This window comes from Actinoplanes sp. NPDC051494 (assembly GCF_044454705.1).
Taxonomy (GTDB): Bacteria; Actinomycetota; Actinomycetes; order Mycobacteriales; family Micromonosporaceae; genus Actinoplanes.
Genome location: NZ_JBITDZ010000005.1, coordinates 100043 through 122887, shown reverse-complemented (window position 1 = coordinate 122887; position 22845 = coordinate 100043). Strand labels below are relative to the sequence as shown.

Below are 22845 nucleotides of genomic sequence, written 5' to 3'. Positions count from 1 at the left end.
GCACGGGTTGTGACGGGTTCCAGTATCCTAATTCGATAGGTGCGATAGGAGAAGGTGCCGCGGTCGCGCGTACCCGTGAAAGATGTTTCTAAGCAGGAATAACTGGCATGTTTGCGCTATGGCAAACACGTGTGGCGGGTGGGACGGCGGGTAGCTGATCGGTCGTAGAACGAAGCGGACGAACCCCCTGGAGGTAACAATGAGTGACCCCTATCCGGTCCGGACCCATCCGGCCGGGACCACGTCGGACACCGGTGGTGTCACGGAGCAGGCGAAGCAGGTCGCCGGCGAGAGCGCTCGCGCCGCCGGCGAGGCCGCGGGTGACGTCAAGGACACCGCCCGGCACCAGGCGCAGCGCGTCACGCACGAGGCGAAGACCCAGGCCCGGGGCGTCGCCTCGGACGTGAAGCAGCGCGTCTCCACGGAAGCGCGCACGCAGAGCGACCGTCTCTCCGGGAGCATCCGCGATCTCGCGGGCCAGCTCGACGAGATGCGCGGCGACCGGTCCGGCACCCCCGCCGCGGCCGTGGTCGGCCGGGTCGCCGACGGTGGCCGCCAGGTCGCCGACTACCTCGACCACCACGGCCCCGACGGCGTGCTGCGCGAGGTCGGCGCGTTCGCCCGCCGCCGCCCCGGTGCCTTCCTGGCCGGCGCGCTGGCCGCCGGGTTCGTCATCGGCCGGCTCGGCAAGGGCGTCATGCAGGCCGACGAGGCCGGCAAGCCCGGGACCGACGCGTTCACCAGCACGAACCCGGCGCCGGCACCCCGCGCCGAGTATGTCCGCCCGGCGTACGACACCCCGGGCTACGACAGCCCCGGCTACCTCACGCCCGGCTACAACACGGCCGGCACCGATTACGCCTCGACCGGGACCGGTACGCCCGTGGTGGTCACCGAGGAGTACCCGCGATGACAGCGCCCTCCAACGACCGTACCGACGTGTCCGACACCTCGGTCGGTGACCTGATCGGCAACGTCACGCAGGACGTCTCCACGCTGTTCCGCCAGGAGGTCGCGCTGGCCAAGGCCGAACTCAAGCAGGAGGCGGCCAAGGCCGGCAAGGGCGCCGGCATGCTCGGCGGGGCCGGGTTCGCCGGCTACCTCGCCGTGGTGCTGCTCAGCTTCGCCGTCGTGTTCGGGCTCGGCAACGTCATGGACCCGGGCTGGGCCGCGCTCATCGTCGCGGTCGTCTGGGGCGTCATCGGCGCCGTCCTGTACACCACCGGGCGCAAGCAGCTGAAGACCGTGGACCCCGTACCGCACCGCACCGTCGACACGATCAAGGAGGACGCCCAATGGCTCAAGAACCCGACAGGCTGAAGCAGGAGATCGAGCAGACCCGGGCGTCGCTGACGCGCGACGTCGACCTGCTCGCCGAGAAGACCAGCCCCAAGCAGGTCGCGCGCCGTCGCCTGACCTCGGTGAAGGAGAAAGTCATGGGCACCACCGATCACGCCACCGACGGTCTGCACTCCGCGGCCGGCACCGTCCAGGACAAGGCCTCCGACCTCGGCGACCTCGCGTCCGAGAAGGCGCACGACGTCGCCGGTGCGGTCAAGGGCGCGCCCCGGGCGGTCACCCGCAAGGCGCAGGGCAACCCGCTCGCCGTGGGCCTGATCGCGTTCGGCGTCGGGCTGCTGGCCGCGACGCTGATGCCGGTCACCGACGCCGAGAAGCAGGCCGGCCTGCAGCTCAAGGAGCACAGCGGCGACCTGACCGACAAGGCCAAGGAGGTCGTCACCGAGATGAAGGACGACCTGACCGGCACGGTGCGCGAGGCCGCCACCGAGGTCAAGAACACCGCGACCGACGCGGCGCAGACGACCCGGGACCAGGCACAGTCGTCGGCCGCCGACGTCAAGGACCAGAGCAGGCACGCCGTGGGTGAAGCCCGCTCCTGAGCGGCACCGCGGGATCCGCGGACGCCGGGCCGCCACCAGGCCCGGCGTTCGCCGTTTGTCCCGCTTCCCGGCGGGAACCCTGCAGCTCATGACCATCAAGTTCGGATACAAGCTGTCCGCGGAGGGTTTCGGGCCCCAGGAACTGATCCGCCAGGCCGTGGCCGCGGAGCGGGCCGGGTTCGACTTCGTCGAGATCAGCGACCATTACCACCCCTGGCTGGACGTGCAGGGCCACTCGCCGTTCGCCTGGACCGTGCTCGGCGCCATCGCCGCGAAGACCGACCGGATCGGGCTCGCCACCGGCGTCACCTGCCCCAGCGTGCGGTACCACCCGGCGATCATCGCCCAGGCGGCAGCGACGCTGGCCATCGTCTCGGACAACCGGTTCACGCTCGGTGTGGGTGCGGGGGAGCGGCTCAACGAGCACGTCGTCGGCCAGGGGTTCCCGAGCGTCCGCGGCCGGCACGAGCGGCTGCGCGAGGCCCTCGAGATCATCAAACTGCTGTGGCAGGGCGGCTACCAGTCGTACGAGGGCAAGCATCTGCAGCTGGAGGACGCGCGGGTCTTCGACCTGCCGGACGAACTCCCGCTGATCGCGGTCGCCGCCGGTGGCAAGAATGCCGCGGCCATGGCCGCCGAGCTGGGCGACGGCCTGTTCGCCACCGAGCCGCGGGCCGACCTGGTCGAGACCTACCGGGACGGTGGCGGTGCCGGCCCGCGGTACGCCGAGGTGCCGATGGCCTGGGCCACGACCGAGCAGGCCGGGGTCGAGGAGGCGCTGCGGACCACCCGCTGGGCGCTGACCGGCTGGAAGGTGATGAGCGAGCTGCCCAACCCGGCCAACTTCGAGGCCGCGTCGCGGACGGTCCGGGCCGAGGACATCCGCGAGCAGTTCACGGTCGGCCCGGATCCCGAGCCGTACGTCGAAGCGGTGCGGACCTACACCGAGGCCGGCTTCGACCACATCGTGTTGCAGAACGCCGGACCGGACCCGGACGGATTCCTCGGCTTCTTCGAGAAGACGTTGAGCAAGATGCTGTGACCGGCTCGTCGGTGGCGGGCATCCGCGCGGTCGAGGCGGTCCGGGGGTGTGACACGATCTGACGGGTGACAGATCGGGAGTCCTTGTACGCGACGCTGCCGGCCGTGGCCGATCCCTGGCAGCTCGCCGACCACGACGTCGTGCTTGACGCGACGGGTCTTTTCCGTACCGTGTCGCAGGCCTGGCACGGCCCGGACGGCGTCGAGCCGCACTGCCTGCCGGGGGCGCTGCCGCTGAGCCTGTTCGGCGACGCGGGGTACGGTACCGATCTGCCGGACGTCGTCCTGGTGCCCCCGATCGTGCTTCTCGGCCGGCTCGGTGACGGCTTCCACCTGACGTTGCGTCGCGACGGCACGACGGTTGACGCCTTCGGTGGGAACGGGCGCTTCCGCACCGCCGAGCTGATCGAACCAGCCGACGTCCACGCCGGTGATGTCCTGGTGCTGGAGGACGGCCGCGCTCATCGCGTCGCCGCCGGCCGCATGCTGCGGGCGCTGCGGACCGAGGACTGGTCGGATACGCCGGGCACCGCCCCGGTCCCGCTCGACCGGTACCTGGATGAACGCGACCTGGACACGTTGCCGCTGACCGTCCTGCGGTGAGACACCGGTGGGGGCACACTCGCCGAACGTGCCCCCACCGGATCAGCCGGAGCTGCGAGCCACCCAGGAGATGGTCGCCTCCGCCGGCTCGGTGCCGTCGGCCGGCGTGGCCAGCCAGGTCGCCTGGATGGTGAGGTAGCCGATCGTCGCGGGTGCGGTCACCCGTACGACGTATTCGCCGTTCCCCGGTTCCACCTGGCAGCTCAGCTCCGTCGTCGCCGGCTTTCCGCACCGGGCGTCGACCGACGGCGCGTCGTCGGGGATGCCGTCGGCGCCGACACGCTGGAATCCGATCACGTTGACCGAGTCGGGCGCGACCGGTGTCCGGAGCCGTACCTGGTCGGTGACCGGGACGGTATTCCACTGCAGGCGACGCGGCGGCGCCAGGTCGGTGCCCATCCCGAACCTTTTCCACCCGGTGGCGACCACCGGGTCGAGTTCCGTCGTTCCGATCAGCCCGATCGGGCGTTGCCCGCCGAATTCCGACACGTCCGGCACGCGCACGAAGCCCGCGGGTGGACGCGAGGAGGAACTCGGCGTGGTGGGGCCGGGCGCCGCCGGTCCGCCGCCTTCGCAGCCGGAGAGCGCCACCGTCAGCGCCAGCAGAGCTGTTACCGCCGGCCCGCGACCTGCCGTCACGACGAGGCGCCCGGGGTACGGACGCACTTGATCTCCTTCGCGTTCTCGTTGTAGAAGCTGCGCGACCACGACGTCTTGCCGACGAGTGCGTAGAACCGGCCGCTACCGCGGTACCGGAACAGCGCGCCCCCATCGCAGCCCTTGTTCAACGGCAGGCGGAGCTTGCGGGCGGTCGGCTTGGTGACGCTACCGGACCGCAGGTGCTCCCAGCCGTACCAGCGGTGCCGGTACAGGCTGCCGGAGATGTTGTGCTGCGTCGGCGTCGTGCGGCACGACCCGTCGAAGTGGACGCTGATCGTGTATGTGACGCCGCTGGTGCCCGAGATGTGCGGGTAGTCGATCCCGCCGGTGCAGACGCTGATGGCCGCCGCGGAGACATCCGACCCGGAAGAGCCCGTCTGGCCGGATACGAGGGGCAGGTCGCTCCCCGCGGGCCCGGCCTCGGCCGGCACCAGCGGAGTGTCGGTGTCCGCGGCGACCGCGGCCGGCGCCGGTGCGGCGAGCAGTGTGACCAGCGTGGCCGCGATGAGGGTCGGCGCACTCCATCGGTTCAATTTCAACATGGTCCCCGTTTCATAAACTTCCTGAGTGTTATCTCAGGGAATGGCTCGGGGATTCTATGGCGCCACGGCTGTATTCTCAGAAATTGTGAGGCGTATAACACTGCGTACCGGCCCATCTGGTGATTGAGTCTGTCCAGTTCAGCAGCAATAGCAAGGAGCAATGAGCAATGAGCTCGTTCGGTCGTGGGATTGGCGTCCGACCGGTATGAAATGGTCATTACGGCCCGGCGATCGCCCTATCGTACGTAAACCCGCAGTGAGCCCTCGCCGCTTTCTTGGGTCAATCCTGTGATGGTCATCGGCAGGCTGGCAGAATCCGGAAAATTGGCGCACGGCTGTCACCGGGCAGCACCCCGGCGAGCGCCTCGATCAGGTGTTGCCGGGCGCTACGAAGTGGCAGTTCAGGGGCGAGGGTCCTGGACCAGTTTGCGCAGGAGGGCGGGGATGCGGGCGACGATCGCCCGCTCCTCGGGGTCCAGGCTCTCCAGGGCCGCCTCGATCCGCTCGGCGCGGCTGTGGCGTTCGGCGGTGAGCCGCTCGGTGCCCGTCGTGGTGAGGGAGACGACGACCCGGCGGCGGTCGTGGCCGGCCGCGCCGAGCGTGACCAGGCCCTGATCGGCGAGCAGGCCAACCGTACGCGTCATGGACTGATGCTTCACCTGTTCGTGGCGGGCCAGGTCGGCGATCGACAGGTCCCCGGCCCGGCTCAGGTGCCCGAGTGCGGCGGCCTGACCGGGCGGCATCGTGTCGTGCGCCCGGATGCCCCGGACGAAGTCGCCGACGGCTGATCGCAGGTCCTCCGCGAGGTCGCTCATTGACAGAACAATACAGCACTGCTGTACATTCGAGTTGTACAGCAAGACTGTAGATTCGGAGTCTGTGCCCATGAGTTACGACCCGTACGCCCTCGCGTTCCCCGCCGCGCCGTTCACGCTGAGCAGCAAGGACTTCGAACCCGGTGGCGCGTTGCCGGCGTCCGCCTACGCCACGGCCGACGGGCCGGGGGAGTCGCCGGAGCTGTCCTGGGGCCCGCTGCCGGCGGGCACCCGCAGCCTCGTGGTGACCGCGTTCGACGCGGACGCCCCGATCCCCGGCGGGCTCTGGCACTGGGTGGTCAAGGACATCCCGGCCACCGTGCCCGGGCTCGCCCACGGCGCCGGGGCCGGCCTGCCGCCCGGTGCCGTCCACCTGGTCAACGACCTCGGCGCGGCGGCCTGGTCGGGCGTGAAGCCGCCGCCCGGCACCGGCACCCACCGTCTGGTCGTCTGCGCCACCGCGCTGTCGGTGGCGTCCCTCGACGTCCCGGCCGGCGCGAGTCTCGCCATGCTCAACATCCTGCTGATCCCGCACACCGTCGGCCGCGCCGTCCTCGTCGGCACCAGCACGGCCGGGGTCTAGGCCCGGGCGTCGCGCAGGTCCGCCGCGGGGGCATGACCGGGCAGTGCGGCGGGCGCACTCCGTCCGGGGGCACCCGGGTGCAGGATCGCGTCGACCCGCTCCAGCAGCTGCGCGGCGGCGAACGGCTTCTCGATGAGCGACACCCCGGCCTGCAGCGTGCCGTGCTCGGTGAGGACCGGCTGGGCGTAGCCGGACATGTACAGCACCGGGACCCCCGGGCGCAGCGCGTGCACCCGCGCGGCGACGTCGTTGCCCATCATCCGGGGCATGATGACGTCGGTGAGCAGCAGGTGCACCGGCCCCGGGTGGTGCCCGGCCAGCTCGATCGCGGCCGCGCCGTCGTCGGCCGCGAGCACCTGGTAACCGGCCCGGGCCAGGATGCGGGTGGTCACGTCGCGCAGCGGCTCCTCGTCCTCGACCAGCAGGATCGTCTCGTTGCCCCGCGCGGGTGCGGACGGCCCGGCCGCCGCGCCGCCGTAACCGGGGTTGGCGGCCCCGGCGGTGACATCGGTCGCGGGCAGCAGGATCGTGATGGTGGTACCCGCCCCGGCCGCGGACCGGATCCGGACGTCGCCGCCCGCGCCGGTGGCGATGCCGTACACGGTGGCCAGGCCGAGCCCGGTTCCGGCGCCCTGCGGCTTGGTCGTGTAGAACGGCTCGAACGCGCGCTCCACGACCTCCGGCGGCATGCCGGTGCCGCTGTCGCCGACCCGGACCTCGACGTACCGGCCCGGTGCGGGAACCGCCTCGGACCCGGTGAGCTCGGTGTTGCCGGTGCCGATGCTCAGGGTGCCGCCGCCGGGCATCGCGTCGCGCGCGTTGACCGCGAGGTTGACGAGGATCTGCTCCAGCTGGCTCGGGTCGGCCTGGACCCGCCACAGCTCCGGGTCCAGCTCGGTGACCAGGGTGATGTGCTCACCGATCGCGCGCCGCAACAGCTGCTCCACCTCGCCGATCACGTCGTTGAGCGACAGCACCTCGACCTGCGTGATGGTGCGCCGGCCGAACGCGAGCAGCTGCCGGGTCAGCCGGGTGGCCCGCTCGGTGGCCCGGCTGATCTGCAGCAGGTCCGCGCGCAGGCCGATCAGCTCGTCGCGGTTCGGGGCGGGCGCGTCGAGCGTCTCGATGCCCAGCTCCGTGTAGCTGCCGATGACCGCGAGGATGTTGTTGAAGTCGTGCGCCACCCCGCCGGCGAGCTGGCCGAGGCTCTCCAGCCGCCGGGTGTGCTGCATCCGGCGTTCCTCGGCGTCCCGCTCGGCCTGGGCGGCGAGGTGTTCCCGTTCGGCCTGGGCGGCCAGGCGCTCGCTGACGTCGCGGATCGCCGCGGACACGATGACGCCCTGTTCGGTCTCCAGCGCCGACAGGCTGATCTCGGCCGGGAACTCGGAACCGTCCTTGCGGACCCCGGCCAGCGTCGCACCGGGCCCCTTCGGTCGCGTCGCGCGCGATTCCGTCGCCTGCGTCCCGGCCCGGGCGACGAAGTGCTCCCGGTGCCGGGGATGGGCGTCGCGGATCCCCTCCGGGACGAGGATGTCGACCGGCCGGCCGAGCAGCTCGTCGCGCGGGTAGCCGAACAGGTGCTCGGCCTGCGCGTTGATCAGTGTGATCGTCCCGTCCGCGGTCACCCCGATGATCGCGTCGGGTGCGCCTTCGAGCAGGTCGCGGAACATCGCGTCGGCCCGCTCCCGCTCGGCCACCACCGCGGCGCGCCCGGCCATCGTCTCGGCCAGCGTGGCCAGCTCCAGGAACAGGGCGATGTCGTCGTCGGCGAACAACGTCCGGCAGCGGTTGAGCAGCACCAGCGCGCCGTGCCGGCCGCCCACGGCCAGCGGCGCCGCGGTGACGAACCGGGCCCCGCTGCCGGCCGCCACGCCGTACATCACCGGCGGGGCGCCGGCCGGGGTCGCGTGCAGGTCCACGGTCCGCGGCGGGCCCAGCAGCCGGTCCATCTCGGCGTCGCTGTAGAGGTGGTCGCCGTCCCCGGTGATGCCGGCCGCCGCGATCGTCCCCACCCCGTCCGGCGGGGTGCCCAGCAGCACCGTCACCCCGTCGGCGCCGGCGACCGCCCGGGCCCCCTCGCAGTACAGCTGCCACGTCCGTTGCGGGGGTTCGTGCACCGGCGCCTCGAGCAGGCGGCGGGTCAGGGTGTATGCCGCGCTGCGCGACCAGAGCAGGCGCAATCGTCGCGGTGGCGCGAACGCCAGCACGTAGCACACCGCCGACACCACCAGCAGGCCCTGCGACAGCGCCGTCACCGGCTCGCCCCCGAGGGTGAGCAGGATCGCGATCCCGAACAGAGCGGTGCCGACGGCGGCACACCACAGCCGGGTCCGGGCCGCCCCACCGCGCCGCCGGGCCTCACGGGCCAGCAACCAGGCCGCGGTCACCTCCACCACCACGTACTCGGTGATGGCCGGCGCGACCAGCCACGCCGGGAACGGGTCCATCAGTACCACCGGGACCGCGCCGCAGAGCCACCCGGCGGTCGCCGCCCACAACGCCCACGCCGGCACCTGGCGCAACCGGCTGACCAGCCGCCACGTCCACACCGGCTGGGCCAGCAGCAACGCGGTCAGCACCCCGAGCACCACCCGGGGCAGCGCGCTGCCGAGCAGCACGGTCACCGCCTGCACGAACACCAGTGCGACGCTGGCGAACACCCACATCACGTCGCGCAGCAGCGGGTCCCGGCTCCGCAGATACCCCCGCGTCACCCGGATCAGCAGGGCCATGAACAGCGTCGTGATCAGCAGTAACGCCATGGGAATCCCCGTCCCGGCCGGCATCGGCCGCTCCTGCCGACCCTAGACCGGTGTGACGGGCCCGGTGTCCGTATCGCCGTGGCGGCGTTGATCAGGTGTGAGCGAAACAGCTGAGATGACCGTGCCCGGCTCGCGGCCGGTGACCATGGGCGCCGCGGGTCTGTTCGTCGTGGTGTGCGCGTCGGTGGCCGCGGTGGCCGCCGCCGTCCCGGGCCGCCCGCGGTGGGGCGCCGAGTGGAACTACTCCCCACGGATGTGGCCGCTGCTGGTCGCCCTGGTGATCGCCGGGGTGGTGATGACGCACGAGCGGTGGTCCCGCCCGGCGGCCGTGGTCACCGCGCTCGTGGCGCTCGAGGTGGCCGGCAACGGGGTGGTCGCGGTCCGCGACTGGTTCAACGTCAACGGCGCGCTGCGGATGGCACAGCACGACCTCGCCACGGTCGTCACGTTCGCCGCGGCGGTCGCCGTCGCCGCGACCGCCGCGGCCGCGGTGGCCGTCGCGGTGCTGTGGCGCGAACCGGCCGGTGGCGCGCGCGGCCTGGTTCCGGCCCGGCCCGGGTACGTGGTCCTCGGCGTGACCGTCGCCCTGGTGCTCCCATTCGTGTGGGCCACGGCGGTGCACGACCGCGACATCACCACCCTCGGCCAGTTCGCCCTGACCTCCTCGCTGCCCTGGGGAGCCGGTCTGGCCGCCTCGGGCTGGCTCCGGGGCCGCACCGCGCTCGCCGCCCGGGTGAGCGTCACCTGCTCCGTGCTCCTGTGCGCGGCCCTGGTGGCACTGCCACTGATCAGCGCGTTGCTGAACCCGGCCCCGCCCGACTGAGCGGTTTGGCGGTCGCCGCGGTGGGCATTCCGTCGGTCCGGTCCGGGACAGAGGGGGAGACGCCATGCGGTTACGGCGCAGCAAGCTCACCGGGCCCGGGTTCTCCCGCCGGCGCAGCGGCCGGGGGTTCCGCTACCTCGACGAGGCGGGCGCGGCACTCACCGACGCCGCGGCGGTCGAGCGGATCAAGGCGCTGGCCGTCCCGCCGGCCTGGACCGGGGTGTGGATCAGTGCCGACCCGCGCGGGCACATCCAGGCCACCGGCACGGACGCCGCCGGGCGCAAGCAGTACGTGTACCACCCGCAGTGGCGCGCCGAGCGGGACAGCGAGAAGTTCGAGCACGCCGTGGAGGTCGCCGGCAAGCTCCCCGAGCTGCGCGAGCGCCTGCACGAGGATCTCGCCGGCCGGGGGCTGAGCCGGGAGCGGGTGCTCGCGGCGATCGTACGGCTGCTCGACATGGGCATGTTCCGGGTCGGCGGTGACCGGTACGCCCGGCGTGACGACGATCCGACGTACGGGTTGTCGACCCTGCGCCCGGACCACGTCCGGACCCGGGGCGGCTGCGTGCTGCTGGAGTTCGTCGGCAAGTCGGGCAAGGAGCACGCCGCCCCGGTCGGCGACGGTGAGGTCTGCCAGGTGCTGCGTGACCTGCGCCGCCGGCGCCGGGGCGAGGAGCGGCTGTTCGCCTACTGGGACCCGCACCGGCGCACCTGGCGGGAGGTGCACGCCGAGGAGATCAACGAGTACCTGCGCGGGATCAGCGGGGAACGGATGAGCGCCAAGGACTTCCGGACGTGGCACGGCACGGTGAAGGCGGCCCAGGAGCTCGCCGCGGCGGGACCGGGTCGCCGTGGGGCGGTGCCGCACGCGATGCGCCAGGTCGCGGACCTGCTCGGCAACACCCCGGCGGTGGCCCGGGCCGCGTACGTCGACCCGCGGGTGGTCGAGGCGTACGAGCACGGCAAGGTCATCGACCGGCCCACCGAACGGGCCGTGCTCGACCTGCTGACCGACGCACCCCAGCCGGTCCTGCCGCGCTGAGCTGCGAATATTTCGGCCGCTACGGGGAAGGAACCGGTCATGCCTGCACGCGAGAATCTCCCCAGCACCATCGCCCGGTCACCGGAGAAGGCCCAGGACACGTACGCGGCGACGCTGGACAGTGCGATCGAGCAGTACGGCGACGGCGAGCGGGCCCACCGCACGGCGCTGGCGTCGCTGAAGCACTCGTTCGAGAAGGTCGGCGACCACTGGGAGCCGAAGGAACGCCGTGGCCCCAGCGATGCCCAGGCCGAGGGCGGCCGCGACACCGACCGGCCCACCGCCGGCGGCGTCGACGCCAACGCGAGCAAGAAGCACCTGCTCGACGTCGCGAAGCGCCTCGACGTCACCGGCCGCAGCACCATGACCAAGGACGAGCTGGTCGAGGCGATCCGCAAGGCCAACGACACGGCGAGCCGCCGGGCGCTGGACGCCGAACGCGACGGCTGAGATCGGTCAGGTCCGGTCCGTGGCGGCCGATCCTAGGTTGAACCACCTGTCGGGCTGGGCGGAGGATCGGCGTGCGAGCACGGTCGTGGCGCGGTCGCGTCACCGGGGCGCTGGTCGCGTTCGTGCTGGCCGGGCAGCTGCTGGTGCTGACCGGCGGCGACGTCCAGCCGTACGTCCTGGCCCCCACCGTCTTCGTGCTGGACATCGCCGGGCTGCTGGCGAGCATCCGGGCCGGCCGGCGCGGTGACATGTCGGCCTGGCAGATCGTGGCCGCGGGCCGGTTCTTCTCGCTGCTGTCGTTCGCCCTGGCAGCGGTGTGGGCAGCCACCGGCGACGTCACGTTCTGGTGGGCCGGCTGCGTGGCCCGCTACGCCATGTTCGCGCTGCTCTGTGCCGGTCTGCTGTTCGCCCCGGCGCGCCGGATGTCCCGGCGGCAGCGCCTCGCGTTCGCCGCCGAGGCCGTCACCGTGCTCGGCGCCGGGTTCATGGTCGTCTGGTATTTCGTGATCAACCCGACCGTCGGGGCGAGCACCGCGTCCCACGTCTGGGCCGCGTCGATCGGCTACCCGGTGGGTGATCTGCTGCTTCTGGTGGCGGTCAGCGTGACCCTGCTGCGCGGCACCATCTCGCATCTCGCCAGCCCGATGGCCTACTTCGTCGCCGGGATGGCCTGCTACCTCGTCGGCGACGGCCTCTGGTCGGCCCTGCGGGTGCACGGCGTCGGCGCGCTCGACAACCCGGTGGCCTGCTTCTTCGTCGTGCTGGGCTCGCTGCTGATGACGCTGGCGGCGTTGCGTTACGAGCCGGTGCCGGCCACGGCGCCGCCGGTCACCCGGCTCCCGGCCTGGTCGCTGCACCTGCCGATCGCCGCGGTGGCGCTCGGTGGCGGTCTCATGCTGACCGTCACGTTCCGCGAGGACGACCTGCTGCCCTGGGGCGGGCTGGTCTCCGCGCTCATCGTCATGACCGCCGCCATCATGGCCCGCCAGGTCATCTCGCTGCGCGACAGCCGGGAACTCGTGGTCACCGACCAGCTCACCGGCCTCGCCAACCGCACCGCCCTCGACAACGCGATCACCCGGACCCTGCGGCAGCGGGAGGCCGGCACCCTGCTGCTGATCGACCTCGACGGCTTCAAACTGGTCAACGACGCGTACGGGCACCCGGCCGGCGACCTGTTCCTGGTCACGTTCGCCGAGCACCTGCGGGCCAATGTGCGCCACGGCGACACCTGCGCGCGGATCGGCGGCGACGAGTTCGCGGTGTGGCTGCCCGGCGCCACCGACCCCGGGGCCGTCGTCGAGCGCCTGTCCCGGGCCCCGTCGGTCGCGCTCGACGACGACACCGTGCCGGTCCGCGCGTCCATCGGGATCACCACCGGCACCGGCCGGGACACCGTCAAGGACCTGATGCGCCGCGCCGACCTGGCGATGTACCACGCGAAGCGGGCCGGCACGCACACGTCGGCCACCTACGACCCGGCGATGACCGACCGCCGGGCCGAGGACGCCGCGCTGACCGAGGACCTGCAGCACGCCCTCGACCGCGGCGAGCTGGCCGTCGTCTACCAGCCGATCGTCGAGGTCCCCGGTGGCCGGCCGGTGGGCGCGGAGGCGCTGCTGCGCTGGGAGCACCCGACCCGTGGGCTGATCAGCCCGGCCCGGTTCGTGCCGCTCGCCGAACGCACCGGGGCCATCGGCCGGATCGGGTTGTGGGTTCTCGAGCAGGCCCTCACCGTACGGCCGGACGGCAGTTACATGTCGGTGAACCTCTCACCGCGGCAGTTGCAGGACCCGGCCCTGGTGCACGAGGTGCTGGCGGTGCTGCGCCGCACCGGCACCGACCCGCGCGACCTGGTCCTGGAGATCACCGAGTCGGCCCTGGTCGACGCGACCCACGCCCCGGCCATGCAGGCGCTGCGCGACCAGGGGATCCGGGTCGCTATCGACGATTTCGGCACCGGTTACTCGTCGTTGCAGTACCTGACCCGGTTGCCGGTCGACATCCTGAAGATCGACCGGGCGTTCGTCGCCGGCCTGAACGGCACCCCCGAGGGCCGGGCCATCGCCGAGGCGGTGATCCGGCTCGCCCAGGTGCTGCACCTGGACACCATCGCCGAGGGCATCGAGACCACCGCGCAGGCCACCGAACTGCACGGCCTCGGGTGCACCCGGGGACAGGGCTACCTCTACGCCCGGCCGCTCCCGGTCGCGGCGTTCACCGCGACCATGACCGCGAGGCAGGACGCATGAAGCACCTTCTGATCGATTTCGGCCAGGTCATCAGCGCCGAGCAGTCCCGCACCGACCTGACGTCGATGGCGTCGGCGTCCGGCATCCCGATCGCCGAGTTCACCGACCGCTACTGGGAATGCCGCCCCGAGTACGACCGCGGCCGCAGTGCGCTCGCCTACTGGACCGACGTGCTCGGCGTACCCCCGGGTGGTCAGCTCCTCTGTCACCTGGTGGAACGCGACGTGTCCAGCTGGATGCACCTCAACAAGGACACCCTGAGGCTGCTGGAGACGGTGCACGCGGCGGGCGTACCGGTGTCGTTGCTGTCGAACGCCCCGCGGGAGCTGGCCCGCGAGCTGGACCGGCACCCGTCGCTGCGGCCGTTCACCCACCGGTTGTTCAGCGCGGACCTTGCCCTGATCAAACCCGACCCGGCGGTGTTCACCCGCGCGCTCGCGGTGCTCGGCGTGGACCCCGCCGACGTCGTCTTCGTCGACGACCGCGCCGACAACATCGACGCCGCGGTGGCGTGCGGGCTGACCGCGATCCGGTTCACCGGCACCCCGGACTGCCTCGACGCCATCCTGGCCGCGGTGGTCGAGCTGCCCGCGTCCCAGCAGGCCGCTGACCTGCCGTTCGGGGCCCACAACGGGTGACCGCGGCTGGTACGGTGCCGCGCATGACCCGTACCCCCGGCTTCTGTTTCGGCACCGCTGCGGTGGCCGCGCTCGTCAGCGTCTGGCTCCTCTGGACACTGATCCTGGAGGAGGACTTCATCGCCTCCGACAGCGACGGCCTGCAGGACTCGGTCATCGCCGTCACCGTCCCGGCGGTGCTGGCGCTGGCCCTCGTGGTGGCCGGTCTCCGGCTCACCCGCCGGCGCTGATCCTCGGCCCCGCGTTCGGACTCCGTCCTACCCGACCAGGGCGCCCACCGGGGACAGGACGCCGTCGCGCAGCTCGTGCACGTCGTCGACCAGGTCCAGTCCCTCGGTACGGTGCGTCAGCAGCAGCACGGTGCGGCCCCGCGCGGCGCCGAGCAGGTCGGCCATCAGCTCGGCCGCCCCGGCCTCGTCCAGCCCCTCGGTCGGCTCGTCCAGCACCAGCAGCTCCGGACCGGCCAGCAGCGCCCGCGCGGTCGCGAGCCGCCGCCGCTGTCCACCCGAGACGGTGCCGCCGCCGGCGCCCAGCCACGTGTCGAGCCCGTCCGGCAGGCCGCCGGACCACGGGCCGAGCCCGACCCGGAGCAGCACCGCCCGCAGCGCGTCGTCGGTGGCGCCCGGGTCCGCGAGCCGCAGGTTCTCCCGCAGGGTCGACGCGAACACGTGATCGGCCTCGTCGCCGACGAGGATCGTCCGCGCCGGCCGCGACACCGTGCCCGCCCGGGGATCGAGCAGGCCGGCGAGCACCGCCGCCAGGGTCGACTTGCCGCCACCGGACGGTCCGAGGACCGCGGCGCTGCGGCCGTACGCAAGATGCAGGTCGACGCCCCGCAACGCCGGCGGCAGGTCCGGGTCCCAGCCCGCGACCAGGCCCCGCACCCGGACGTCGGCGGACACGGGAACGGGCCCCGAGCTGGACGGCGGCTGCTCCTCGACGGCGGCGAGGCGGATCTCGGCGGCCGCGGCCCGGCGCCGGGCGACGGCGGCGTCCGGCAGCGTCGCGACCGGCTCACCCAGCGCGACCACAGCGAGCAGCAGCACGGCCGTCCACTCGGCGGAGAGCCCGGTGGTCCGCTGCAGCACCACCGCCGTCCCGGCCACCGCGACACCCCATCCGAGCAGGCCCAGCGCGGCGGCGGACCCGGCGGTCCGCGCCGCCCGCGCCTCCAGGCGCTCCAGCACCAGACTGCACCGATCCGGTACGCGCAGAGCCCCGTCCCGGCCCGCCAGTTCCTCGATGCCCTCGACGGTCTCGACGACGGCGTCGCGCAGTTCGGCCCGGGCCCGGCCGGTCGCGGCCTCCACCCGGCCGGCCTGCCACGCGGCGAGGGAGGGCGCCACGAGCGCGGACACGAGGAGCCCGATCCCCAGCGGCACGATCAGCAGCGGGGTGACCCCGACGGCGACCGCGGTGGCGACGACCAGCGTGACGGCCGCGGACAGCAGCGGCAGCCGGCCCCGCAATAGCCCGTCGGTCCGGGCGTCCACGTCGTCGACGATCCGGGTGAGCAGGTCACCACGCCGGCGCAGGCGCGGGCCGGGCACCCGGGGGACCAGCCCGGCGTAGACCGCGGACCGCCACTGCCCGAGCCTCGCGAACGCGACGTCGTGCGCGACCAGCCGCTCGAGGTAGCGCAGCAGCGGACGGGCGACGGCCGATCCGCGCACCAGCACCACGGCGGTGGACAGCGTCAGCACCGGCGGCAGCGTCGCGGCCCGCACCAGCAACCACGCGGCGGCCCCGGTGAGCACGATCCCGGCCAGCGACGAAGCCACCCCGAGAACCACCGCTCCCGGCACCGAGGAACCCAGCCTCCTAGGACGCTCGAGGCGCGGTGACCCGGCTCCCGCCCACCGGTCACCCCCGGCCGGTCCACCCGCATCGTGGGGGGCGCCCGCATCGAGGGGGTCGCCCGCGCCGGCCGGGGCATCGCCGCCGGTTGATGGAACGGTCGTTTCTGGGATGGTCACCGCGCCGGACCGGGCAGCGAGGTCCGCACCCCAAGAAAGAACGGTCGTTCTCGCTGAGGCCGGGGCCGGGGCTGAGGCTGGGGTCGGGGTCGGGGCTGAGGCTGGGGCTGGGGTCGGGGTCGCGGCTGAGGTCGCGGCGCCGGTCTGTGGGCCGGGGGTGAGAGGTGCGGGCGTGGGTGGGTTGACGTCGACGACGCGGTCGGCGGCCGTGAGCAGGGCCGGGCGGTGGGCGACGACCAGGATGGCGCAGCCCCGGGCCGCCGCCGCGCGGAGCTGGGTCACCACCAGGCGTTCGGACTCAGCGTCGAGGTGGGCGGTCGGTTCGTCGAGGAGCAGGACGACCGGTTCGCGGGCCGCCGCGCGCAGCAGAGCCGCCAGCGCGAGCCGCTGGCGCTGGCCGGACGACACGCCGGAGCCGTGTTCGCCCAGCGGTGTCGACGGGCTGAGTTCGGTGTCCAGGCCGACCATGGACAGGGTGGCCCGGATCGCCGCCGGGTCGAGGCCGGGGAAGACGTCGGCGACCGTGCGGATGTGCGGCAGGGCCGGGCGCTGCGGGAGGTACAGCACGCCCGGGCCGGTCAGCTCGATCCGGGCGCCGCCGCCGGGGTGCAGGCCGGCCAGGACCCGCAGCGCCGTGGTCTTGCCCGCGCCGGACGGGCCGCGCAGTGCGACGATCTCGCCGTCGCGGACCGCCAGGGCGTCCAGGGTGAGCGCGTCGACCTCCGCCCCGGGGTAGCGGACCCGCAGGTGGAACGCGAAGGCGGACGGGCGGGGGCCGTGGGCCGCGGCCAGGGGAAGGTATCCGGTGTCGTCGATCAGCACGTCGTCCACATCTCCGATCACCGCGTTCGCGTCCGCGCTCGCGTGGAAACGGGCCGCCATCTCGCGCAGCGGCCGGTAGGCCTCGGGGGCCAGCAGGATCACCAGCAGGGCCGCGCCGAGTTCCATGTCGCCGCTCGCCACCCGCAGCCCGGCCTCGACCGCGATGAGGCCGACCGACAGGGTGCCCACGAGGTCCAGGGCGGTCGAGGAGAGGAACGCGACGCGCAGTACCCGTACGGTGGCGGTGCGGTGTTTGTCCGTCATGTCCCGCACGACGGCGGTCTGGCGGTCCGCGCGGCCGAAGACGCGCAGCGTGCCCAGGCCGCGGACGACATCGAGGAAGTGGCCGCTGAGACGGGCGTCGGCGACCCATGCCTCGTCGGCGCGTTTCTGGGTGGCCCAGCCGACCAGCGCGCCGAGGATCGGCAGCAGCGGCAGGGTGACCAGGGCGATCAGTGCCGAGCCGGGGTCGACCGACGCCATCGCGAGCAGCACCGCCGGGGGCAGCACGACGCCGAGGACCAGGGCGGGTAGATATCCGGAGAACCAGGGGCGCAGCGCGTCCAGGCCGGTGGTCAGCGTGGTGATCAGGCGGCCGGTGCCGAAACTCGCGACCCAGGCCGGGCCGTGGCGCAGGGTGGCGGCGAGGGTGGCCCGGCGCAGTTCGCCGGTGACGCGGGCGGCGGTGCGCTGCGCGACGACCTGTTCGGCCCAGGTGAGGCCGGCGCGCAGGACGAACGCCGTGGCCAGCAGGGCGATCGCGTCGCGGCCGGTGACGACGCGGGCCAGGGCGACCGCGAGGAGCACGGTGGCTGCCGCCTGGCCGGCGCCGATCAGGGACAGGACCCCGATTCCGGTACGCCCGGAGCGCGCGTGCCGTAGCAGCCGCGGGTCGACCGGGCCGCGCGTGGTCACGAGGGGACCCGGGCGCTGGCCACGCGGCGGCGGAAGACCCAGTAGGAGAACGCCTGGTAGACGACGACACCGGGGAGCACGACGACGCCGACGACGGTGATCAGCTTCAGGGCCGACGGGGTGGCGGCCGCCCCGGTCATGGTCAGCGACCAGGCCGGGTCGAGCGTGCTGCGCAGCACCACGTCGCCGTGGTAGGTGAACACCGCGACGACCGCGGTGGCCGCCCCGAGGGCCGTACCGGCGAAGGTGAGCGTTTCCCGGCCACCCCGGGCGGTGAGCGTGACGCCCAGCAGCAGGACCGCGACGGCCAGGGTGACCGGGGAGCCGGTGGCGATCCCGGCGACCGCGACTCCGGCCGTGCCGGCGCCGGCGAGCCGGACCGTCCACCGCTTCGCCCGGTCGTGCACCGGGCCGGTGGTGCGCAGGGTGAGGAAGGCCGCGCCGATCAGCAGTGCGCCGAGGAGAGCGAGGGCGGCGCCGGCCAGTGCCGGGCCGGAGGTGAGCGGGCCGAGGCTGCGGCTCACGCCGGTGCCGGTGACCTGGCCGTCGGCGCCGAGCGCGAGGCCGTGGGTGAACACGCCCAGGACCGCGCCCCAGAGCAGCACGATGCCGGCCGAGCTGGCGGCCAGGGCGGCGTCGCAGCGGCGGCGGAAGCGTTCCCCGTCGCCCTTGCCGCGGAACTCCAGGGCCACGCCGCGGATGGCGAGCAGCAGCAGGATGGCGACCATGGGCAGGTACAGGGCGGAGAGCAGGGCGGCGTACCAGTCGGGGAACGCGGCGAACGTGACGCCGATCGCGGCGACCAGCCAGACCTCGTTGCCGTCCCAGAACGGGCCGACGGTGCGCACGATCGCGCCGCGTTCGTGGTCGTCGCGGCCGAGGACCGGGCCGAGGATGCCGACGCCGAAGTCGAAGCCCTCGAGGACGAAGAACAGCACCCAGCAGAGGACGACGAGTGAGAACCAGAGGGTGACCATCGGTTGCTCCTAGTAGACGGGCGCGTCGGCGCGCTCGGGTGCGGCCTCGGCCGCCGGTGCCAGCGGCTGGCGGGAGAGGTGGCGGATCAGCCGGTACCAGACGACCGCGACGATGCCGTAGATGAGCGCGAAGCCGATCAGGGACGCGATCACCTCGGCGCGGGTCAGGCCGGGGGAGATGCCGTCGGCGACCTTGGAGATGCCGAACGCGATCCAGGGCTGGCGGGCGGTCTCGGTGAAGACCCAGCCGATCGAGTTGGCCGCGGTGGGCAGCAGCGGGATCAGCGGCAGGAAGCGGATCAGCTGGCGGTCGTACCATCGCCCGGGCTCGCGGCCCTTGCGGGTGACCCAGAGGTAGTAGGCCGCGACGAGCATCGCCACCATGCCGATGCCGATCATGAGGCGGAACGACCAGAACGCGACCGGGATCATCGGGATGTAGCTGCCCGGGCCGTACTGGGCGACGTACTGCTCCTGCAGGTTGTTGATGCCCTGCACGGTGGAGTGCGGGTCGCCGGTGGCCAGGATCGACAGCAGGTACGGGATGTCGACGGTGAAGAACGGTTCGCTGCCGTCGAGCTTGCCGAGCGCGAACGCGGAGAACGGCGCGCCGGTGGTGGTCTCGTACAGGGCCTCGGCGGCGGCCATCTTCATCGGCTGGACCTCGGTCATGACCTTGCCGAGGTGGTCGCCGGTGATCGCGGTGAATGCGCCGCCGGCGACGGTCAGCCACGCACCCAGCCGGGCGAGCGTACGGAATCCGGCCTCAGCGGTCGCCTTGAACCGCCAGACCCCGATGGCCAGCAGCAGCGAGCCGCCGACCATGACCGCCCCGGCGAGGGTGTGCGGGAACGCGGCGAGGTTGACCTTGTTGAGCAGCAGTTCGCGGAAGCTGTCGAGGTGCGCCCGGCCGGTGACCGGGTCGAGCGAGTACGCGACCGGGTGCTGCATGAACGAGTTGGCGGCCAGGATGATGAACGCCGACAGGACCGTGCCGACGGCGACGATCACGATGGTGGCGGCGTGCACCGTGCGCGGCAGCCGGTCCCAGCCGAAATACCACAGCGCGAGGAACGTGGCCTCGAGGAAGAACGCGAGCATGCCCTCGATCGCGAGCGTCGGGCCGAACACGTCGCCGTAGAACCTGGCGAAGCTGCTCCAGCCCATGCCGAACTGGAACTCCTGTACGAGGCCGGTGACCACGCCGACCGCGAACGTGACGATGAGCAGCTTGCCGACGAACTTGGTCAGGTCGCGGTACTTGTCGTTGCTGGTGCGCAGCCAGGTGAGGTGCAGCCCGGCCGCGGTGGCGGCGAGGCTGATCGACAGCGGCACGAAGAAGTAGTGGTAGATCGTCACGACCGCGAATTGCAGCCGGGTCAGGTCGAGCACGTCCACGGATGGCCTCCTCTACGACGTCCCGTAGTAGATACTACGCGTCGTAGTACGACGCCGTGCAGTAGAGTGGGTCACATGGCACTGGGCGACCTCGAACGCGACATCATGCGACAGCTGTGGGACGCCGCCGAGCCGCTGACCGTCCGGCAGGTCCACGAACGGCTCAGCGGTGAGCGCGGGCTGGCGTACACCACGGTGATGACCGTTCTTGACCGTCTCGCCAAGAAGGGCGTGGTCACGCAGCAGAAGGCCGACCGGGCCTACCGCTACGCACCCGCGCAGTCGCGCGAGGAGATGACCGCGGCGCTCATGCTCGACGCGCTCGGCACGGCCCCGGACGACGCGGCCCGCGACGCGGCTCTGGCACACTTTGTCGGGCGGATCGACCCGTCCGCCCTGGAAGCCGCGATCGAGGCTGCGAAAAGGAGACCGTGACCGCACTGCTGCTCGGCGCGCTGGGGCTGACCCTGTCGCTCGCCGTGCCCGGGATCCTCGCCCGCGCCCGCTGGACCGCCCGCGCCCCGGCCGCTGCGGTCGTGCTGTGGCAGAGCATCACGCTCACCGGCATCCTCTGCGCGCTCGGCGTGGTGCTCGCCGGCCCCCAGGAGCTGGTCGACGAGCTCGGCTCGGGCAAACCGGCCGGCGCCGCGGCCCTGATCGCCGCGCTCGGCGTGGCCACCCTGATCATCATCCGGCTGCTGGTGTCCCTCGCCGGGGTGAGCCACCGCTCGCGGACCCGCCGCGCCCGCCACCGCATGCTGGTCGACCTGCTCGACACCGCCGAACGCCACGGCGAACTGCCCGCCGAGGTGCCCGCCGGCCTGCGGGTGCTCGACGGCCCGCTGCCGTTCGCCTACTGCCTGCCCGGGCGCCGGCCGCGGGTGGTGCTCAGCGGGGGAGCGCTGCGGGTGCTCGGCACCGACCAGGTCGCCGCCGTGATCGCGCACGAACAGGCCCACCTGCGGCACCGCCACGACCTGGTCATGGAGTCCTTCACGGCGTTCTACCGCGCGGTGCCGCGCCCGTTGCGCAGCCGGGCCCCGCTCGACGCGGTGCACCTGCTGCTGGAGATGACCGCCGACGACGCCGCGCGCACCCGGGCCGGCGCCGGCGCGCTGCACTGCGCCCTCCAGGTGCTCGGCGACGCGGTCAGCCCGGACGCCCCCGACGAGATCGGGGCCGGTGCCGCTGAGGAACGCCGCCGTCGCCTGGACCGGCTGACCGGCCCGGACCCCCGGTCGGTGGCGGTCACCGTGCTGGCGTCCACCTCGGCGGTGTGCCTGCTGGTGCTACCCACGGTGATCCTGGTCGTACCCTGGCTCGACCGTGCGTTGATGGCCTGGCCGCTTTAATCCTTCATTAATTACTGTCCGTCACTGGGTCTTACGTGCCGTTGATGGTGGTAAGGCCGGGTTCAAATCACGGAAGATCCGGAGTACGGTGGTGCCCGGCTCGTCGGTCCCCCCTCGTCCGAACCCGGGCGAACTGACGGGTCACCGCCTAATCGTCGTACACGAACCGGGGACCCACGATCCTCTGGGGTGAAGCCGCAGCACGATCGCGGCCGGACGCGCTTCCCGTCCGAACCCGACAGCTAACCCGGTCGGCGGCTGAGGGAAGAAAGGACACAGCACCTACGTGAAACGGATTGGGGCGCCCCGCGCCGCAGTTCTGCGCAGTCTGCTCTGTGTCGTCGCCGCCATCGGGGTCGTGCTCGTACCCACGGCGGCGAACGCGACGCCGGCACCCTCGACCATCGAGAAGCAGATCGATGAACAGTGGAACAAGCTCGAGCCGCTTATCGAGCAGTACAACAAGGTGCACGGTGAGCTCGGCAGCAACCGGGCCCAGCTGAAGAAGATCGACAAGAAGCTCGCACCGCTGGAGCTCGAGGTCGATCTCGCCATGTCGCAGGTGGGCGCCATGGCATCCGACGCGTACATGCGGGGATCCCCCGGCGCGCTCGAGTCGATGGTCGTCACCGGGTCGCCGACCGGACTGACCGAGAAGCTCATGTTTCTCGACCAGCTCGCCCGGCGTCAGCAGCAAGAGGTGGCGGGCGTCGCCAAACTGCGCGACAAGTACGCGAAGCAGAAATCGGATCTGGCCACCCTGACCGACGCGGTCGCGGCCCGGGACAAGGACCTCGCCACTCGCAAGGACCAGATCCAGAAGAAGGTCGACGACCTGCAGGAACTGCGGATCGAGGCCTACGGTGCGTCCGGTGTCGACGATGGACCGCTGAAGCTCGGCCCCTGCCCCGCGACCTACTCCCAGGAAGCGGGCAACCGGGCGGCGCAGAAGGCTTGCGATCTGATCGGCAAGCCGTACATCTTCGGCTCCGCGGGCCCGACCGGGTACGACTGCTCCGGGCTGACCCAGGTCGCCTGGCGCACGGTCGGTGTCTCCCTGTCGCACTACACCGGCAGCCAGATCGGTGCCGGTCGCAGCGTCAGCCGGTCGAACCTGAAGGTGGGGGACCTCATCTTCTACGGCAGCCCGGTGCACCATGTGGCGATCTACGTCGGCGACGGCAAGATCGTGCACGCCCCGCACACCGGGGACTACGTCCGGATGGCGGACATGGACCGGCCGGGTACCCCGGTCGCCTACCGCCGGCCGGGCTGACACCCCCGTCGTAACCC

Annotated in this window: 22 protein-coding genes and 1 riboswitch; of the genes, 15 read left to right on the top strand and 7 right to left on the bottom strand. The window is 72.5% G+C overall.

Annotated features, from left to right (window positions below; genetic code table 11):
• Nucleotides 1-199: 199 nt before the first annotated feature.
• The 5 genes from ACIA6A_RS19695 (at nucleotide 200) to ACIA6A_RS19675 (ending at nucleotide 3545) form a co-directional block, all read left to right on the top strand.
• Nucleotides 200-913, top strand: coding sequence for a hypothetical protein (locus ACIA6A_RS19695; RefSeq protein WP_396099145.1), 714 nt, complete (start codon nucleotides 200-202; stop codon nucleotides 911-913).
• Nucleotides 910-1320: a phage holin family protein gene (locus ACIA6A_RS19690; protein WP_396099144.1), complete on the top strand. Its 411-nt coding sequence runs from the start codon at nucleotides 910-912 to the stop codon at nucleotides 1318-1320. The genes ACIA6A_RS19695 and ACIA6A_RS19690 overlap by 4 nt, the downstream gene beginning before the upstream one ends.
• Entirely contained in the window at nucleotides 1296-1901 is a 606-nt protein-coding gene (locus tag ACIA6A_RS19685) for a DUF3618 domain-containing protein (RefSeq protein WP_396099143.1), read from the top strand. Before ACIA6A_RS19690 ends, ACIA6A_RS19685 begins: the two co-directional genes overlap by 25 nt.
• Nucleotides 1902-1995: 94 nt before the next feature.
• Nucleotides 1996-2943 carry a TIGR03557 family F420-dependent LLM class oxidoreductase gene (locus tag ACIA6A_RS19680; RefSeq protein ID WP_396099533.1) on the top strand — a complete coding sequence of 316 codons (948 nt, stop codon included), beginning with the start codon at nucleotides 1996-1998 and terminating at the stop codon, nucleotides 2941-2943.
• Nucleotides 2944-3008: 65 nt separating this feature from the next.
• Nucleotides 3009-3545 carry a hypothetical protein gene (locus ACIA6A_RS19675; RefSeq protein ID WP_396099142.1) on the top strand — a complete coding sequence of 179 codons (537 nt, stop codon included), beginning with the start codon at nucleotides 3009-3011 and terminating at the stop codon, nucleotides 3543-3545.
• Between the two features lie 42 nt (nucleotides 3546-3587).
• Here ACIA6A_RS19675 and ACIA6A_RS19670 read toward each other — a convergent pair whose 3' ends face one another.
• The 3 genes from ACIA6A_RS19670 to ACIA6A_RS19660 all read right to left on the bottom strand — a co-directional run bounded on the left by ACIA6A_RS19670 (nucleotide 3588) and on the right by ACIA6A_RS19660 (nucleotide 5562).
• Nucleotides 3588-4211 carry a hypothetical protein gene (locus tag ACIA6A_RS19670; RefSeq protein WP_396099140.1) on the bottom strand — a complete coding sequence of 208 codons (624 nt, stop codon included), beginning with the start codon at nucleotides 4209-4211 and terminating at the stop codon, nucleotides 3588-3590.
• Nucleotides 4181-4738 (bottom strand): hypothetical protein, encoded by a 558-nt coding sequence (locus tag ACIA6A_RS19665; protein ID WP_396099139.1) that lies wholly within the window; start codon nucleotides 4736-4738, stop codon nucleotides 4181-4183. The genes ACIA6A_RS19670 and ACIA6A_RS19665 overlap by 31 nt, the downstream gene beginning before the upstream one ends.
• Before the next feature lie 410 nt (nucleotides 4739-5148).
• Nucleotides 5149-5562 (bottom strand): MarR family winged helix-turn-helix transcriptional regulator, encoded by a 414-nt coding sequence (locus ACIA6A_RS19660; RefSeq protein WP_396099138.1) that lies wholly within the window; start codon nucleotides 5560-5562, stop codon nucleotides 5149-5151.
• A gap of 70 nt (nucleotides 5563-5632) precedes the next feature.
• On the opposite strand from ACIA6A_RS19660, the gene ACIA6A_RS19655 reads away from it, so the two are divergent.
• A complete protein-coding gene (locus ACIA6A_RS19655; RefSeq protein ID WP_396099136.1) occupies nucleotides 5633-6145 on the top strand; it encodes a YbhB/YbcL family Raf kinase inhibitor-like protein in 513 nt (170 codons plus the stop codon).
• On the opposite strand, the gene ACIA6A_RS19650 is transcribed toward ACIA6A_RS19655, so the two are convergent.
• Nucleotides 6142-8907 (bottom strand): ATP-binding protein, encoded by a 2766-nt coding sequence (locus tag ACIA6A_RS19650; protein WP_396099135.1) that lies wholly within the window; start codon nucleotides 8905-8907, stop codon nucleotides 6142-6144. The two genes, ACIA6A_RS19655 and ACIA6A_RS19650, sit on opposite strands and share 4 nt — an antisense overlap.
• Before the next feature lie 97 nt (nucleotides 8908-9004).
• Here ACIA6A_RS19650 and ACIA6A_RS19645 point away from each other — a divergent pair, with 97 nt between their 5' ends.
• The 6 genes from ACIA6A_RS19645 (at nucleotide 9005) to ACIA6A_RS19620 (ending at nucleotide 14342) form a co-directional block, all read left to right on the top strand.
• Nucleotides 9005-9730, top strand: a complete 726-nt coding sequence (locus ACIA6A_RS19645) for a hypothetical protein (RefSeq protein WP_396099134.1) — start codon at nucleotides 9005-9007, stop codon at nucleotides 9728-9730.
• 64 nt (nucleotides 9731-9794) lie between these two features.
• Nucleotides 9795-10772 carry a DNA topoisomerase IB gene (locus ACIA6A_RS19640; RefSeq protein WP_396099133.1) on the top strand — a complete coding sequence of 326 codons (978 nt, stop codon included), beginning with the start codon at nucleotides 9795-9797 and terminating at the stop codon, nucleotides 10770-10772.
• 39 nt (nucleotides 10773-10811) lie between these two features.
• A complete protein-coding gene (locus ACIA6A_RS19635) occupies nucleotides 10812-11222 on the top strand; it encodes a ChaB family protein (protein ID WP_396099132.1) in 411 nt (136 codons plus the stop codon).
• 71 nt (nucleotides 11223-11293) lie between these two features.
• Nucleotides 11294-13474 (top strand): putative bifunctional diguanylate cyclase/phosphodiesterase, encoded by a 2181-nt coding sequence (locus ACIA6A_RS19630; protein WP_396099131.1) that lies wholly within the window; start codon nucleotides 11294-11296, stop codon nucleotides 13472-13474.
• Complete coding sequence (locus tag ACIA6A_RS19625) at nucleotides 13471-14112, top strand: HAD-IA family hydrolase (RefSeq protein ID WP_396099130.1); 642 nt, start codon at nucleotides 13471-13473, stop codon at nucleotides 14110-14112. The genes ACIA6A_RS19630 and ACIA6A_RS19625 overlap by 4 nt, the downstream gene beginning before the upstream one ends.
• A 23-nt stretch (nucleotides 14113-14135) precedes the next feature.
• Nucleotides 14136-14342 (top strand): hypothetical protein, encoded by a 207-nt coding sequence (locus ACIA6A_RS19620; protein ID WP_396099129.1) that lies wholly within the window; start codon nucleotides 14136-14138, stop codon nucleotides 14340-14342.
• A 27-nt stretch (nucleotides 14343-14369) separates the two neighbouring features.
• On the opposite strand, the gene cydC is transcribed toward ACIA6A_RS19620, so the two are convergent.
• Genes cydC through ACIA6A_RS19605 form a run of 3 tightly spaced genes read right to left on the bottom strand, consistent with a single transcriptional unit; the run spans nucleotide 14370 to nucleotide 20200 of the window.
• Nucleotides 14370-17825, bottom strand: a complete 3456-nt coding sequence (gene cydC / locus ACIA6A_RS19615) for a thiol reductant ABC exporter subunit CydC (protein ID WP_396099128.1) — start codon at nucleotides 17823-17825, stop codon at nucleotides 14370-14372.
• Nucleotides 17822-18802, bottom strand: a complete 981-nt coding sequence (gene cydB / locus ACIA6A_RS19610; RefSeq protein ID WP_396099127.1) for a cytochrome d ubiquinol oxidase subunit II — start codon at nucleotides 18800-18802, stop codon at nucleotides 17822-17824. The genes cydC and cydB overlap by 4 nt, the downstream gene beginning before the upstream one ends.
• Nucleotides 18803-18811: 9 nt before the next feature.
• Entirely contained in the window at nucleotides 18812-20200 is a 1389-nt protein-coding gene (locus ACIA6A_RS19605) for a cytochrome ubiquinol oxidase subunit I (RefSeq protein WP_396099125.1), read from the bottom strand.
• 75 nt (nucleotides 20201-20275) lie between these two features.
• Between ACIA6A_RS19605 and ACIA6A_RS19600 the strand changes: the two genes are divergently transcribed.
• The 3 genes from ACIA6A_RS19600 to ACIA6A_RS19590 all read left to right on the top strand — a co-directional run bounded on the left by ACIA6A_RS19600 (nucleotide 20276) and on the right by ACIA6A_RS19590 (nucleotide 22828).
• Entirely contained in the window at nucleotides 20276-20635 is a 360-nt protein-coding gene (locus ACIA6A_RS19600) for a BlaI/MecI/CopY family transcriptional regulator (protein WP_396099124.1), read from the top strand.
• Entirely contained in the window at nucleotides 20632-21552 is a 921-nt protein-coding gene (locus tag ACIA6A_RS19595; protein WP_396099123.1) for a M56 family metallopeptidase, read from the top strand. The genes ACIA6A_RS19600 and ACIA6A_RS19595 overlap by 4 nt, the downstream gene beginning before the upstream one ends.
• A gap of 135 nt (nucleotides 21553-21687) precedes the next feature.
• Nucleotides 21688-21824, top strand: a riboswitch (cyclic di-AMP (ydaO/yuaA leader).
• Nucleotides 21825-21838: 14 nt separating this feature from the next.
• Nucleotides 21839-22828 carry an NlpC/P60 family protein gene (locus tag ACIA6A_RS19590; RefSeq protein WP_396099122.1) on the top strand — a complete coding sequence of 330 codons (990 nt, stop codon included), beginning with the start codon at nucleotides 21839-21841 and terminating at the stop codon, nucleotides 22826-22828.
• The last annotated feature ends 17 nt before the right edge of the window (nucleotides 22829-22845 follow it).

What these genes read in the sequence shown, in the direction of transcription:
- ACIA6A_RS19695 (WP_396099145.1), top strand. Translation starts at nt 200, where the DNA reads ATGAGTGACCCCTATCCGGTCCGGACCCATCCGGCCGGGACCACGTCG.
- ACIA6A_RS19690 (WP_396099144.1), top strand. Translation starts at nt 910, where the DNA reads ATGACAGCGCCCTCCAACGACCGTACCGACGTGTCCGACACCTCGGTC.
- ACIA6A_RS19685 (WP_396099143.1), top strand. Translation starts at nt 1,296, where the DNA reads ATGGCTCAAGAACCCGACAGGCTGAAGCAGGAGATCGAGCAGACCCGG.
- ACIA6A_RS19660 (WP_396099138.1), bottom strand. Translation starts at nt 5,562, where the DNA reads ATGAGCGACCTCGCGGAGGACCTGCGATCAGCCGTCGGCGACTTCGTC.
- ACIA6A_RS19655 (WP_396099136.1), top strand. Translation starts at nt 5,633, where the DNA reads ATGAGTTACGACCCGTACGCCCTCGCGTTCCCCGCCGCGCCGTTCACG.
- ACIA6A_RS19650 (WP_396099135.1), bottom strand. Translation starts at nt 8,907, where the DNA reads ATGGCGTTACTGCTGATCACGACGCTGTTCATGGCCCTGCTGATCCGG.
- ACIA6A_RS19640 (WP_396099133.1), top strand. Translation starts at nt 9,795, where the DNA reads ATGCGGTTACGGCGCAGCAAGCTCACCGGGCCCGGGTTCTCCCGCCGG.
- ACIA6A_RS19635 (WP_396099132.1), top strand. Translation starts at nt 10,812, where the DNA reads ATGCCTGCACGCGAGAATCTCCCCAGCACCATCGCCCGGTCACCGGAG.
- ACIA6A_RS19625 (WP_396099130.1), top strand. Translation starts at nt 13,471, where the DNA reads ATGAAGCACCTTCTGATCGATTTCGGCCAGGTCATCAGCGCCGAGCAG.
- ACIA6A_RS19620 (WP_396099129.1), top strand. Translation starts at nt 14,136, where the DNA reads ATGACCCGTACCCCCGGCTTCTGTTTCGGCACCGCTGCGGTGGCCGCG.
- cydB (WP_396099127.1), bottom strand. Translation starts at nt 18,802, where the DNA reads ATGGTCACCCTCTGGTTCTCACTCGTCGTCCTCTGCTGGGTGCTGTTC.
- ACIA6A_RS19600 (WP_396099124.1), top strand. Translation starts at nt 20,276, where the DNA reads ATGGCACTGGGCGACCTCGAACGCGACATCATGCGACAGCTGTGGGAC.